At 44.7% G+C, this 14,952-nt stretch carries 11 protein-coding genes; 8 read left to right on the top strand and 3 right to left on the bottom strand.

From position 1 onward, the window contains the following. Positions 1 to 28 precede the first annotated feature (28 nt). On the bottom strand, positions 29 to 904 hold the full coding sequence (locus NSS94_RS01070) for a helix-turn-helix transcriptional regulator (protein ID WP_341038329.1): 876 nt from the start codon (positions 902 to 904) through the stop codon (positions 29 to 31). A 192-nt stretch (positions 905 to 1,096) separates the two neighbouring features. Here NSS94_RS01070 and NSS94_RS01075 point away from each other — a divergent pair, with 192 nt between their 5' ends. From NSS94_RS01075 to NSS94_RS01085, 3 genes are all read left to right on the top strand, one after another. Then, positions 1,097 to 3,040 carry a glycoside hydrolase family 127 protein gene (locus NSS94_RS01075; protein ID WP_341038331.1) on the top strand — a complete coding sequence of 648 codons (1,944 nt, stop codon included), beginning with the start codon at positions 1,097 to 1,099 and terminating at the stop codon, positions 3,038 to 3,040. Positions 3,041 to 3,067: 27 nt separating this feature from the next. Then, positions 3,068 to 4,438, top strand: coding sequence for an MFS transporter (locus NSS94_RS01080; protein WP_341038334.1), 1,371 nt, complete (start codon positions 3,068 to 3,070; stop codon positions 4,436 to 4,438). A gap of 275 nt (positions 4,439 to 4,713) precedes the next feature. Continuing rightward, on the top strand, positions 4,714 to 6,105 hold the full coding sequence (locus NSS94_RS01085) for an MATE family efflux transporter (RefSeq protein ID WP_069010166.1): 1,392 nt from the start codon (positions 4,714 to 4,716) through the stop codon (positions 6,103 to 6,105). 88 nt (positions 6,106 to 6,193) lie between these two features. On the opposite strand, the gene NSS94_RS01090 is transcribed toward NSS94_RS01085, so the two are convergent. Further along, complete coding sequence (locus NSS94_RS01090) at positions 6,194 to 7,183, bottom strand: zinc-binding dehydrogenase (protein ID WP_341038335.1); 990 nt, start codon at positions 7,181 to 7,183, stop codon at positions 6,194 to 6,196. Between the two features lie 135 nt (positions 7,184 to 7,318). Here NSS94_RS01090 and NSS94_RS01095 point away from each other — a divergent pair, with 135 nt between their 5' ends. Both NSS94_RS01095 and NSS94_RS01100 read left to right on the top strand, forming a co-directional pair. Next, positions 7,319 to 8,185 (top strand): LysR family transcriptional regulator, encoded by an 867-nt coding sequence (locus NSS94_RS01095; protein WP_165149324.1) that lies wholly within the window; start codon positions 7,319 to 7,321, stop codon positions 8,183 to 8,185. Continuing rightward, entirely contained in the window at positions 8,169 to 9,317 is a 1,149-nt protein-coding gene (locus NSS94_RS01100) for an RDD family protein (RefSeq protein WP_049816965.1), read from the top strand. The genes NSS94_RS01095 and NSS94_RS01100 overlap by 17 nt, the downstream gene beginning before the upstream one ends. A 161-nt stretch (positions 9,318 to 9,478) precedes the next feature. Here the strand turns inward: NSS94_RS01100 and NSS94_RS01105 are convergent, their stop codons facing one another. Continuing rightward, the gene (locus NSS94_RS01105; RefSeq protein ID WP_341038337.1) at positions 9,479 to 11,737 is read right to left on the bottom strand and encodes a beta-L-arabinofuranosidase domain-containing protein; all 2,259 of its coding nucleotides are present in this window, start codon (positions 11,735 to 11,737) and stop codon (positions 9,479 to 9,481) included. A 130-nt stretch (positions 11,738 to 11,867) separates the two neighbouring features. Here NSS94_RS01105 and NSS94_RS01110 point away from each other — a divergent pair, with 130 nt between their 5' ends. The 3 genes from NSS94_RS01110 (at position 11,868) to NSS94_RS01120 (ending at position 14,862) form a co-directional block, all read left to right on the top strand. Next, entirely contained in the window at positions 11,868 to 12,761 is an 894-nt protein-coding gene (locus NSS94_RS01110) for an AraC family transcriptional regulator (RefSeq protein ID WP_029516915.1), read from the top strand. Between the two features lie 114 nt (positions 12,762 to 12,875). Then, on the top strand, positions 12,876 to 13,814 hold the full coding sequence (locus NSS94_RS01115; protein WP_341038339.1) for a YwqG family protein: 939 nt from the start codon (positions 12,876 to 12,878) through the stop codon (positions 13,812 to 13,814). Between the two features lie 229 nt (positions 13,815 to 14,043). Further along, positions 14,044 to 14,862, top strand: a complete 819-nt coding sequence (locus tag NSS94_RS01120) for an alpha/beta fold hydrolase (RefSeq protein WP_069010160.1) — start codon at positions 14,044 to 14,046, stop codon at positions 14,860 to 14,862. The last annotated feature ends 90 nt before the right edge of the window (positions 14,863 to 14,952 follow it).

Here is a 14,952-nt window from a genome sequence, read left to right on the forward strand (position 1 = left end):
AAAGAGAGTGTAAAGGAGGTGTAAGCATTCAATGAACTGGTTTCCAGTATTGTTGTCTATAATTCTTTGGAGACATTCCGAATTTTTCTTTAAAGCATTTGGAGAAATAGCTTGCTTGGGAGAATCCCGTTTCCTCCGTAATTTGTTGAACGGACCAGTCAGTTTGCAGCAAAAGACTACGCCCTTGATCCAGTCGATAATCCATTAAATATTCAAGCGGTGTGCGCTGGAAGGCGACCTTCATACATCTAGCGAGATAGTTCTGATGTACGTGAAAATGGGTCTCCAAATCTTTATTGGTGATTGTATTTTTGTAATTCTGTTTTAGGTATATTTCGATCTGTTCCGCCAACTTAGAGGAGCTGTCTTTATTATTCTGATCATACTCCAAACTCTGGAAAACATTCACAAACGTCTGTTGGGCCTCCCATAGTGCCAGTTTTCTAGGTTTTAAAGTAGAGGCTAGTAAATAGTCTAATTTCGAAAATAGCTCATGTGGATTCACTACTTTTTGAATTTTGGGCAAATGAATGGTCGTATGTTCTGAATGAAAATGCAGCTCGGGAATGGGAGTGCTGGGTATAATAGGATTGGAGGAGGATTGTGCGCACCACATGCTATTGGTTTGAAAATGGAACCAGTAAAATGAGGTTTGTTCTGTACATGCCTCAATCGGAAAATGATGTTTATCCGGTTCAAGAATGAGAGCGTAATTTTCAGGTACCTTCCACACTTCGTCCTCTTCGCCAATGTGCAGCAATCCTTCTTTAATGATTATTACGTCAAAATAACCCAGATTATACCTATTTGGGTGCCAATCCCCTTTTTGATATGTAGTAAAATTCCCCTCAATGAAATAAGGCAGCGGAGGGACAAGGAATGATAGAAAGTCTGTTTTGCTCATGGAAGCCAGCTCCTTTGTGTGTGAAATCGTATAAGTTTTAGTTAAAGATCGCGATTTTTTTTATAAATTCAGGTTGATAAAATAAGGACTGTAGCAAGGGGAACTCAGGTAGCTTGTACGATATTATCATTACTTTATCCTTATTTTTTCAAAAATGAAAGCGTTCTATTTCCAGGAAGGGATGTTTATCCAATGAAAACGGCAAAGCCAGTGAAGCATGTCATCGTTGATGATTTATTTTGGAAAAAGTATAAGCAGGTTGTAGCGGAAGAGGTTATTCCTTATCAGTGGAAAGCATTAAATGATGAATTACCAGATACAGAACCCAGTCATGCGATTGAAAACTTTAGGATTGCAGCCGGGGAATCCAGTGGGGAGTATTATGGAACTGTTTTTCAGGACAGTGATATTGCCAAGTGGCTGGAGACGGTTGCCTTTAGCTTAAGGGACCATCCGAATCCTGTGCTTGAGGAGCGGGCTGATGAAGTGATTGAATTGTTGGGAAGAGCTCAAGCTGAGGATGGGTATCTGAATACGTACTATCTGCTTAAGGAACCCAACAATCGCTGGACGAACCTAAGAGACAACCATGAGCTGTATTGTGCAGGGCATTTTATAGAAGCGGCTGTTGCTTATTATGAAACGACGGGCAAAACGAAGTTTCTTCACATTATGGAGAAATACGTAGACCTGATTCAGCAGATTTTTGGTACGGAAGAAGGGAAACGGAAAGGCTACCCGGGACATGAAGAAATTGAGTTGGCCTTGATCAAATTATACGACGTAACGGCAAAGGATCAATATCTCAAATTAGCGCAATATTTTATTGAACAGCGGGGACAGCATCCTATTTACTTTGCAGAGGAACAAGAAAAGAGAAAACATATTCAAACAGAGCCCACCTGGAATGATGAGAACAACATTAATTTTGGTTTAGGCTTCGAATACCAGCAAGCACACCAACCTGTGCGGGAACAAAAAGAGGCAGTCGGCCATGCGGTAAGAGCGGTGTATCTGTATATTGCGATGGCGGACTTGGCTGCGAAAACAGGAGATACTTCCCTGTTACAAGCCTGTGAAACGCTGTGGGATGATGTCACGAATCACAAAATGTACATCACCGCAGGGATCGGTTCTACTGTAAACGCGGAAGCGTTCACTTGCCATCACGATCTTCCTAATGACAGCATGTACTGTGAGACTTGCGCCTCTGTAGGGCTGGCCTTTTGGGCCAATCGTATGTTGCGCTTAGCGCCAGACCGGAAATATGCCGATGTTCTGGAGCGTGCGCTATACAACGGGACGATTAGTGGGATGGACCTGGACGGGAAACGATTTTTCTACGTGAATCCGTTGGAGGTTAATCCCTTTCAAAAATCCAGAAAAGATCAAGAGCATGTAAAAACAGAACGGCAAAAATGGTTTTTCTGCGCCTGCTGTCCGCCCAATTTGGCACGAATGATTGCATCGGTTGAGGACAATATGTACACCCAAACGGACGATACGTTGTATACGCATCTGTACATTGCCAGCAAGGTGAACATGACTTTATCTGGTCATGAGGTTGAAATTACACAAACTCATCATTATCCATGGGATGCGGATCTAACATTTTCGATCCACGTAACAGAGTCGACTTCCTTCAAATGGGCATTTCGGATTCCGGGTTGGTGCAAGCAGGCAGAGGTAAAGGTGAATGGGGAAGCCATATCATTAGACCATTTGGAAAAAGGCTATATCGAGATTCAGCGTACTTGGAAGGACGGAGATGTGGTAACTCTGCATTTGGCTATGCCGGTTGAGCGCATTCGGAGCAATCCGCTGGTCTCCATGAACCAGCAGCAAATTGCTCTCCAACGCGGCCCAGTCGTGTTTTGCCTGGAAGAAGTGGATAATGGAGCGAATTTGGCAGGATTAAGATTGACGAAGGATAGCCTCATTACGGAAGAGTTCAGCGAAAACCTGCTGGGTGGCATTGTAAAGCTGACCATAGAGGGATACCGGGTAAAAAGTTCGAATGCATTATATAGCTCGGAGCCTCCTGAATTTGTTCCTCAACAAATTACCGCCATTCCTTACTACGCCTGGTGCAATCGGGCTAAAGGGGAAATGCGTGTATGGGTTTATGAATCATAATTCATTCGCATGGGGAGAGGAAAGATCATGAGTACGAGAATTGTGAGTACGGAACCACCGGAAAAGGCACCCAGTACCGTTCCTTTTCATCGTAAAATCAGCTATTCATTAACGGATACGGCCGGCAATCTGTTGTACTGTGTCATTTCCAGTTATCTATTATATTTTTATACAGATGTATTCGGTCTTTCTATCGGGATTGCCGGGACATTACTATTTATCACCCGTTTTATTGATGCTATTGATGCCCCGATTTGGGGCATCCTGATTGATCGAACGAAGTCAAAATACGGCCAGAGCAGACCCTATTTTCTATGGTTAGCAATCCCGTTCGCTGTGTTCATGGTCCTTACGTTTACGACGCCCAATTGGAGTGAGTCGGGCAAAATTGCATATGCCGCCATTACGTATATCATAGCCGGCATCCTGTACACAGGAATTAGTACGCCGATTACGTCTATTCTGCCTAACCTGAGCACCAATTCTAATGAACGCGTCGTCTTGAACTCCTTCCGCATGGTAGGGGGGAATGTGGGCTTCTTCATCGCCACGACGTTTACGTTACCTTTGGTTGCTTTCTTTGGACAGGGGAATGATCAAAAAGGATTTTCCTTAACGCTTGTTTTATTTGGAATCATGGCGATTATTATGTTTTTCATAGCGTTTGCCGATTTGCGAGAAAATGCAGCAGTGAAAACGAAGTCCGTTCCCATTGCTAAAAGCTTCACAGCGATCAAACGAAACTGGCCCTGGATGCTCGTTGTAGCTGCCAACTTGTGTTACTGGATCGGTTTGAATATTCGTTCAGCAACGCTCATCTTTTATCTGCAATACAATCTGGACAGTAAGGACTTAGTACCTTTAATCAATGGACTGACCTCCTTACAGTTGATCTCGATGGTTCTGATTCCGTTTTTTGCCAGAAAATTAAGTAAAAATGCGATTATGATTATCGGATTGATATTAGCTGCGCTGGGTCAAGTCGTGATTTTAATGGGAAGTACAGACTTAACTCTCATTATTATCGGCTGGATTATTGGTGCGTTAGGATCAGGCTTTGCATGTTCTATGCCGTTTGCGATGTTGTCAGATACAGTCGATTATGGGGAATGGAAAAATGGTATTCGGGCAAGTGGCTTTCTGACCTCCATTGGAAGCGCATTCTGTATTAAAGCGGGTAGCGGAATTGGCGGATTATTGCCAGCATGGATCATGGGCAGCACCGGTTACATCGCTGGGCAAGTTCAAACCCCTACGGCGTTGTCTGGCATTCAGTTCAGCTTTATCTGGCTGCCATTTATCATCTTCTTGATCGGGATCATTCCTATGTTTTTTTATAAAAAATTCGAAAAGAATGAAGCTTCTATTCAACAAGATTTGATTGCGAGAAGATCATAGACATTCTTTTAACAAGGTTTTAATGACATATTAAGGCATTATAATACTGCTGCAAAACCTGTTCACTGAGCTGAGCAGGTTTTTCTGTTATTTTCTATTCAAATGTGAGCAAGACCATTGACAGGATTTTCTTTTGGAGCAATACTTCTATGTAGAGAAAAGTGTACAGAATCAAGAACTAGACACATCTAGCCTTGCAACTTTATACATTTTTTCGCCATGAAGGCTCTTCTGTTGAAGGGTTTTTTTCAATTTGAGAAAAAGAATGTGATGATATGAGTCAACTGAGTGTAAGGATGAGAACACATGGCTTTCTGAATAAGCATTTTTCAGGAGAGTCTATTGATTATCGACAGATGATTGCGCTGTTTATCCCGCTGCTGATTGATCAGGCTTTTATCGTGGGTCTTAATTTGGTGAACACGGCCATGATTAGCTCGTCGGGGATGGCGGCAGTCAGTGCCGTAAATATGATTGATTCTTTGAATATTTTTCTGATTAATGTGTTTGTCGCAGTGTCTACCGGGGGAACGGTTGTCGTGGCACAGTATAAGGGGAGCGGTAACGACCTCATGGTTTCTAAAGCCGCATCCGGTACCATTTCCTCCGTTTCCTTGCTGGCCTTATGTATCAGTTTGTTTATGATCGTGTTGTACAATCCGATTTTGAGTGTTCTGTTTGGTTCCGCCTCGCCTGATGTATTAGCTAACGGTAAGGTATATCTACTGGGAAGTTGTATGTCTTTTGTGGGGATTGCAATCGTTGAGGCGGTGTGTGGAGCGCTGAGGGGGATCGGGAAGACGAGGGCATCGCTGGCTCTTTCTCTCATCATGAACCTCTCGTACGTGCTCCTCAATGTGGTATTCATTAATGTATTGGATATGGGTGTGCTGGGCATGACGATTGCCGTCAATGTGTCCAGATATGCAGGAGCAGTGTGCGCGCTGATCTATTTGGTCAGGGTAGATGATGACTTGCGTGTTCAGCTTAGAGATATGCTTTACTTTAATCTGGCCATGCTTAAAAAGATTTTGTTTATCGGGCTTCCCTTTGCAGCGGAGCAGATGTTTTTTAATGGGGGGAAAATTTTAACCCAAATTTTCATTGTGAGTCTGGGAACCAATGCGTTGGCGACGAATGCCATTTGCTCATCCCTAGCTAACGTGTTCCAAATCCCTGCGAATGCTTTGGCTCTTACGATTGTAACCGTGGTCGGTCAATGCATGGGACGTCGAAATGTCGAGGATGCCCGCAAGTTTACCAAATCGTTTATTTGGCTGTCGTCTTGTTCGTTTATTGTAATGGGATTAATCCTGATGCCTTTGTTTGAGCCGATGGTGGGGCTGTTTCATCCGCCTGCCGAAATCGTAGATGACATATTTGTTGTCATACTGATTAATACGTTGGCCCAGATTCCGCTCTGGTCCATTGCCTTTATCACACCCTCTGCACTAAGGGCAGCAGGTGATTCAAAATTTACGTCCCTCACCTCAATGCTGTCCATGTGGTTGTGTCGGGTGGTGCTCGGGTATATTTTGGGCATTGTGTTCAACTTAGGGATTGTTGGTGTCTGGTTGGCTATGGATATTGAATGGGGCGTGCGGGGACTCGTTTTCCTTTGGCGCTTCCGGGGCAACAAATGGGTCCAGCATCGTTTGATCGACTAAATAGGTCCACTACCATAAAATTGACTTCTGGATGAAGGCATTTTACGGTAGTGGATTTTTTTCCATTCCTATACTTCGTTCAGACTCCTTACTCTATCCTGATTCCTATATTGCCTAACTGCGCTCCCTGCTGCATACGGTTGAAGGCTTGCGTTGTGTCTTGTAGAGGAAATACGCTATCTATAATCGGATGGAGTGCATGGTGCTCCATGAACTGAAGCATAGCTGCGAATTCCTCGCCACTACCCATAGAGGTGCCGATGATGCTGATTTGAGGAAAAAATATAGACCGCAGTGGAATCTCTACTTGATCTCCTGAGCTTGCGCCAAATGTAATAATCCGACCGTTTGGCTTGAGGACATCCAAATATTTATCGAACGTAGCAGGACCGATACTGTCAAGGACCAGATCCACGGTGTCTCCGTTCATATTTTCTTTCCATCCGCTATGGCTGTCGAATGCATGATTAGCGCCATGGGCGAGGGCAGCCTGCCTCTTTGCTTCGCTGCGTGATGTGACGCTGACCCGTGCACCTGCCGCTAAAGCCATAAGCATGGCATACGTGGCTACACCACCGCCAATACCGGGAATGAGGACGTGCTCACCCTCCTGCAATTGGCCTCTTGTGAAGAGCGCGCGGTAAGCGGTCAAAGCAGACAAAGGCAGTACCCCTGCTTCTTCCCATGAAAGGTATGCTGGTTTACTGACGGCATTTTGGACGGGGATGATAACCGATTCAGCGAATGTTCCATCCGAGGGTCCGCCCAGAATGGCTGGAACCAAGGGAACATGATGCGTATTCTCCCATCCGATACAGGGATTGATCATTACATCGGTGCCTACCAGCGAGGTTGGGACGCCAGCACCCACAGCCTCGATCACACCTGCTCCATCGGATCCGAGAATGAGTGGAGCATCGTTGGCAGCTCGATCTGCCATGAGGAATAAGTCTCGATGGTTCAAGCCTGCGGCTTTGAGTTTTACCCTCACCTCATCGTTCCCTGGCTGTCTGTCCGTAACGTCTGTATACATCAGACCCTCAGGGCCGTTTTTGCTGGCATGTATCACGGCTTTCATTTTAAAACCTCCCGTGGTGCGAATTTAGATGCAATTGCATGTATATTGAATTGTACAGAGCGGCAAGCATCCGGTAAAATGAACAAAATCGAACGTGAGTATCACAAATGATCATACCAAGCAGGTGACGTATACATGGAAAGCAGTGATTTGAAAATTTTTCGGGCCGTCGCTCGCGAGGGCAGTATCACGAAGGCTGCGCAAGTTTTGAATTATGTACAGTCCAATGTGACTTCGCGGATTCAGCAGCTTGAGGCACAATTGAACGTACCGCTATTTCGCCGATCTAACCGGGGAATGACGTTAACGCCAGCAGGAGAGAATCTGCTGAAATATGCGGATACCATACTGACCTTGCTAGACGAGGCTGTAAAGTCCACTCAATATTCAGACCAGCCCGCGGGACCTTTGCGACTGGGCTCGATTGAGACGGCGGCGGTTACGCATCTGACCTCTTTATTGATGGAATATCACGCTCAATATCCTGATGTCCATCTATCGCTTATGACAGGCAGCACCCATGATCTCGTACAAAAGGTATTAAATTACGAATTAGATGGAGCGTTCGTCTATGGCCCCGTCGATGATCCGCATATAGAGCATGTTGCGGCGTTTGAAGAGGAGTTGGTACTCATCTCGGAACCGGGAGAAAGTGATATGAGCAAGTTGCTTGCCAAGCCTATGCTGTTCTTCGACGTAGGCTGCACGCATCGTACAAGAGCGGAAAGCTTTCTGAGCGAAGCAGGTGTGGATGCGTATCAGGTTATGGAGTTTGGGACATTGGAAGTCATTTTGGGTGGTGTAGCTTCTGGCCTGGGAGTGTCCATGTTGCCACAATCGTCGATTGCAAAGGCAGAGGAGGCGGGAAGTATTGCTTCTCATCGTTTACCTGAGGAATATCGTAAATTAGAGGTGTGGTTTGTTCATCGGCGGGATTCGGTTTACTCCAGTGCACTGTCAGGCTTGCTCCATTGGATGAAAAAGGATGCTATACTTAACTAGGATTAAATTGACATCAGGGGTGTATCATTTGGAAGAACCTAATTTATTGAAAAATCCATCTACAGTAGCTCCGGGAGAATTTGTGAGGAATGGCGGTTATCAGCGACGAGAACCGGATAAGATGGCAGTATTATCAGAAACATACGGTGCCTCTATCTTTTTCAGAAGATGGGCGGCTTGGATGATTGACTTCATTCTTATCGTCTTTGGGTACGGAGGGCTGGTATATTTTACAGCGGAAAAAGTAGCTGAAGCGGAAACCCCAAATATGGGTATGGTAGTGATGCTCTTCCTGATCGGCTCCTTCTGCTATTATCTGTTACTGGAAGGACTTACAGGCTATACGCTGGGCAAGTTTGTACTTCGTATTCAGGTTGTGAATGGAGAAGGAAGGCCGCCAGGCATGGTTAAATCCTTGATCCGCACTCTCATACATCTGGTCGATACGAATCCGCTGCTTTTCATGGGACTGCCCGCCGGTATATGTGTGCTGGTGACACCTCGGAAACAACGGATTGGAGATATGGCTGCGAATACATATGTGGTTAAGGTAAGGGATTTGGGAAAGGTGGGCAGAAAGAAAACCGGGATTATTGCAGGAGCAATCATCCTGACGACGATCATTTCAATGGTTTTTGCTGTATCTTTAATTTCTATGCTCATTACGCAAATCATGAAGCCTGAGGTATTTACCAGTAAGGATAGCCAGTTTGCGGTTACGGCTCCCTGGAATTGGTCACGAGATAATAGGATTAATGAGGATGCGGACATCGCCATTAAAAATGAATTTACCGAAAGATATCTGATTGTATTGTCTGAACCGAAAAGCGATTTTGACAGCAGTATGACTCTTCAAGAATATAAAGGAATCATTGAGGATCATTTGGTGTCAGGAATTACGGACCCTGAATTGGGGACCGCTTCAGATATGGTGGTGAACGGATATCCTGCCATTGAGTTTACCCTAAAAGGAAAAATAGATGGGAATCTGGCCATGTATAACGTGACCACGATTGAAACACCTTCGCATTATCATCAAGTGCTTGCTTGGACCTACGCTTCCCGCTATGGTCGAGCACAGCAAGAGCTGCGCAAGATTAGAGACAGTTTCCGCGAAATGAACATGCTGTGAAGTGAACATGAAGCAATGACGATGAATCGAAGTTATAAGGAAGTAAGTGGAACAAGCAGACAGCTTATAGAAGCGTCTGCTTGTTGTTTTATAAACTTCCTTTAAAAAAACGAACATCAAAACGCAGTAGGCGGAATAGTAGATTTATATAGATAATTTGATCATACAATAGAGTGTCTAATCACTCGTAATCCAGCTACTTTCGCCACTTTTCCTTGTGGATGGGCCTTGAATTGAATCGTAACTTCATTCTTGTGGTTCGTCACAGATAGAGGAAGCTCATAGACGAACGTTTCGAATTTATTCATTTCCTCAGACTCCAGCTTGCCTTCCCCTAAAATCAGACCATCCGCAGTGATGTCAAAGTCACTATGGGGACGGCTCAAGTCCTTCAAATAAGTAACCGCCAATTGGACAGGCTCATCCGGAAGCACCTTCATGACAAAAGAGAACCAGCCCCCAGGCCAGGTATCGCGATATTTGCGGTTATAGATGGACCCTAGACCTACATGCTCTCCAGTAAAGGCATGATCCCGTTCAGGCTGCATTTCGGCAGGCTGCACAACGTCCACTGTAAGTCGTTCCAGCTCTAGCTGATACGCTAACGCGGTACGATATTCTGCCTCGATTGCTGTCCATTCGTCCTTGGAAAAGAGATCCCAATAGACGGTATATGAACGATCATACATCTGATAAAACGGACGAAGCTGCAAGTCTCCGATATAGCCTAAGTCGGTCATATGGAATGTATTAGGCTCGTTCCCGTCAGCAATCAGCTTCGTTGTCAGGGAATCGGTCGATCCGATCAGAACAGACGCAAGCAGACGTTCCTCGTTGGACTCCTGTTCAACAGGGCCAAGGTCCCCAGCCAGTACAAGCGGGCCGTACATAAAAGCAATTCGGTGTGGATTATCCGGCATTTCCTCGACTCTCACGGTCATAGGAATATCGTACTCGATCGTATCCCCATTGCTCCATTCCCGTTCCATTACAACGTAGCTGGTAGGACAGGCCTCTGTGACGTGCTCTTCCCCGTTGATTTTAATCAGCATCCCTTGCTCCGCCCAGTGCGGGCATCTTAGCTTGATTGCGAAGGATTTGGGCTGCTTGCTGATAACGCGCAGCGTTCCCCGTCCATTTTGCGGAAAGAGAGTGTCTTGTTTGAGCTGTACGCCCATCTCGTCCCATGTCACAGTAGAAGGGACATATTGATTGACATAGATCGCTTCTGGCGTGTGAAAATAAATTGCAGTGCCGTACATGGAGTGACTTTCCATACCGGACCCGACACAGCATGTGAAATCCTCATATTGAGAATTAAAGGACTTGTGTCCTCCCATTTCCAGCGATACAAAATAGCACACACGTCCATCTACAGGCTGCTGTGAAGCTAGAATATGATTGAACATCGCTCGTTCATAGTAGTCGGCATAGGCTGCATAGGCGTCCCACTCGAACATATGTCTTGTTAATTTCAGCATATTGTAGGTGTTACAAGTTTCACAGGTACCTTCGCCCAAACGGTCATTCAGCTTGCCAGGTTCACCGAAATGTTCATTATAACTATTGCCGCCGATCACGTAGGAATGCTTGTGAACCACCCGATCCCAGAAAAAGCGAGATAGGTCCGCATATTGCGGTTTCCCCGTCATTTCAAATTGCCGTGCAGCGCCAATGATTTTGGGGATTTGCGTATTGGCATGTCGCCCTGCCAACGTATCTTGGCTATCTGCGAGATCATTTAACACCTCTCCGTGATAAAAGCGTTCCGCCAGACTCAAAAAGCGTTCTTCTCCCGAATGTTCCGCCAGATCGGTCAGCACCTCGTTCATACCGCCAAACTCGCAATGCAGCACCTGCTGCACCTGATCATCGTCCAGTCCTTGAAGTACATCCTCCAGCCAGTTGCCGAGTTTGATTTCTATAGACAGGGCCTTGGGATGATGCGCCAGCAGATGGGCATCACGCAAGCCCGCAAAAAGTTTGTGCATGGTATATAGCGGCACCCAGCCACCGTTCAGATCAAAGCCCTGGGAGCGGATATCTCCGGCTTTTACTTCCTCAAAAATCTCTTTCCCACGTGGAATGCCGGAAATGTATCCGTTTCCATGACTGTTTTGGCATATCTCCAGTTCGTCGACTACATAGTTCACGCGTTCCAACAGTCTTTCGTCGCCTGTGGAGGCAAACATCAGTGCACAGCCGGACAGGTAGTGACCGAGTGTATGTCCGCTGATGCCACGCGCTTCCCAGCCTTCATAGTGAGCCGCTTTGGGCTCCAGTCCCGCATATTCACGAAAGCGCGATAATAAACGGTCGGGTTCCAAGCTCAGCAGGTAGGCCGTATTCAGTTCCATCGCATGTAAAAGTGGGCCGGAATCAATTCTTACTTTATGCAAGTCAAAAGCTTTAGCTTTCAAAATCATCGCTCCTTAGCTAAGATGAAAGTGTATATTTCTCCACTACATTAGCATTGGAATCGCGGTATGTCAGTAGCTTAACCATACAATGGGTGGACAAATCCGAACATGAATCTAAAGAGGCGATAACATGACCTATCTAAAAGTAAATGTAGATGCTCCAATCCAACTGATCTCCGCAGGCGAGTTTGTTTCCGAGGTGCCTTGGAAGCATATGAGTCGCTCCATTGATAATTTTGAGCTGATCCTGGGTGTCCAAGAGACGGTATATATACGAGAGGAACGGGAGGATTTTGAAGTAGGCGAGGGAGATATTCTATTGCTTTACCCCGGTCGTACGCATAAAGGATACCGGGAATCGTTGCCGGGTGTAAAATTTTATTGGTTTCATTTCGATGTTCCCGCGACCCCGAATGTACTATCTAATGAGGAAATGAAGCAGGAAACAAGTGCTATGAATGGACTTTTGCAGCGTCATGGCAAGATGCGGGATATCTATTTACCGCAATGTGTACAGGCAGACAACGGGGATCGGATTCATATTATCGTCAATCAGATTTTGCATGTAGCCAACTCACATTATCTTACGTATCACAGTGCCAATTATTTGTTCACCTCGCTGCTGATCGAGATATCAGAACTGGCGCTTAGCCGCTTGCTTTCCAATCCTGCTCATTCACAGGGGAATGTGAGTTTTAACAAAATTATTGAGTGGACCCGAATTCATGCCGAAGAGCCGCTGACCGTGACGGATTTAGCTCGAAAATTCAATTATAACAAGGATTATATCTCTCGTTTGTTCAAGCAAAACACAGGTATGCGCCCCTTGGAGTTCATTCACAGTATTCGTATCAACAAAGCCAAAGAGTTGATTTCCCGTACAGATATGAGCATTAAGCAGGTTGCCGAAGAGGCAGGCTATACCGATGAGAAGTATTTTATGCGTTTGTTCAAAAAGAGAGCCCACATGACTCCTTCCCAATACCGGAATGCCTATCACAAAACATTTATGAACAATGTCTAGTGCATTTCCGCTTTACAGCAGGCATGGCTTATCAGACTATAATTTGATAATCTGATTTAAGAGAGATTGAATGAGAGTGCAATACATAATACTTTGATAAAAGGGGCGAGTGAGATGCTACAACCACCATTAAAGGATGAACTGACTCGAATACTGGAAGGACATTCACTGGATGAAGATTTAAAAGAAGAGATTCATCAGGAAGCACAAGCTGCTATACAATTTCATGTGGAGCATGAGGAAAACTACGAACACATTGGAAATAGTCGGATCGCCGGCTATCCAGATCTGCCACCCACGATAGAGTGGCCTTGTAATTTAGACGGGGAATATTATACGTTTATTGCTCAAATTAATTTGAGTGAGCTGCCTTTTTCACCATTTGAGGGATTGCCTCATCAGGGCATACTATACTTTTTTCTTGGGCTGGATGAGCCCGCCTATGATATTGACCATAAAATCTTTTACTATAACGGTGACAGCAGCGCTTTGCAGAAAACATTACCGCCCGCTGGGTGCGTAGAGGTTTCGGCAGAGCAACGAGATTTCACCGCCTATGCGATTTCCTTTCAGCCGATTATTACCATTCGGTCGGAGGGTGAGCTAGGAGATATTCTTGTAGATCAGTACGAAGAGCTGTATGAGCTTGTATGTGAACAAAGTGACACGGTGTGGGGGCAGCATCAATCTTTTGCAGGGAACACCCGGCGGGATGCTTATCTACGCCGAAACGGGCTTGAGGGTCTTCTGTTTAACTGGCATAAGAGTGAGAGTCAGATTCATAAGGAAATCGAGCAAGCTACGCATAGGGGGAGTACGGATTATGCGGAGCATTTACGATCCGAAGTGCTGCCTCAGCTACAAGAATATCAAACGAATCGGGAAAAGCACGATCAGGCTTCGGAAAATTGGCATGTTCTGCTCTCGGTCTCTTCTTTGGACGAGGTTGGTATGTGCTGGTGGGACGCGGGGTATTTGGAGTTTTTTATAGATCAAAGGGACTTGAAGAACCTTGATTTCACGCGAACGTATGTCAATCTGGCTACGAGCTAGCTAAAGTTCTAGACTGGGAAAATAAAGTATTAGACGGACGTTGCTTCATTCAGCTCACGGGCAGGTTAGTTTAACTCTAGAAATAAGAAAAGGGAACAAGCGTTCTTTACATGTGTTATATATGAGTATATAATCAAAACGAACCGGAGATCTGTTTTTTTTGATAAAACAATGTAGATTCTTCTTTGGTGTAAGAATTTTATAAATAACTCAATTTTGGAGGGTCTGTATGCCATATTGTAAAGTCAAGAATGCCAATATATATTACGAGGAAATTGGTAAAGGCAAACCGATTATAATGATTCATGGTTTTACACCAGACCATCGGTTAATGAGTGGGTGCATGGAACCGATATTTGAAGGTAATTCCGATTGGCGTCGTATCTATCTTGACCTGCCTGGAATGGGACAAACAAAGGATTACGATCAAATATGTAATTCAGATGATATGCTAGAAGCAGTTATAAATTTTATTGAAACTCTTGTCCCAAACGAGGATTATCTCATAGCAGGCGAATCGTACGGTGGATATATTACAAGGGGAATAATTAATAGACATAAAGATCGTATTGGTGGAGCTGCTCTGATTTGTCCATTAATTATTCCTGAACACAAAAGAAGAATACTGCCCGAGCATTTTGTTGTTCATTGTGATCGCGAGTTTATGGGCACCTTAAGTGAAGAGCAAATAAGTGATTTTAGCGCAAATCAAGTCGTTCTCAATGAATATAATTGGAAAAGGTATTCTGAAGAGATAGTGGCAGGTTGTAAGATCGCTGACTACGGTTTTCTTAGCAAGATTCAAAGAAACTATGGGTTTTCCACCAATATAGATAAATTAGTTTTTGATAAACCAACAGTATTTACTCTTGGGCGACAAGATGCAGTCGTTGGTTACATAGATGCTTTTAGAATTTTAGATAATTATCCTAGAGCAACCTTCGCCGTTTTAGATCGAGCAGGGCATAATCTTCAGATTGAACAGGCTCTATTATTTGAGTCACTTATGCGTGAGTGGCTTGAAAGAGTAACAGAGTTTGGATTTTAGTTGTATATTAATCCATGAACTAACGGGAAACGTTGATTCAATGAAACAACGACAACCTAGGACATTATTTTCTGCTGACAGTATGATTGG

It is taken from the genome of Paenibacillus sp. FSL L8-0644 (genome assembly GCF_038008165.1).
In the GTDB taxonomy this organism is placed as follows: Bacteria; Bacillota; Bacilli; order Paenibacillales; family Paenibacillaceae; genus Paenibacillus; species Paenibacillus polymyxa_D.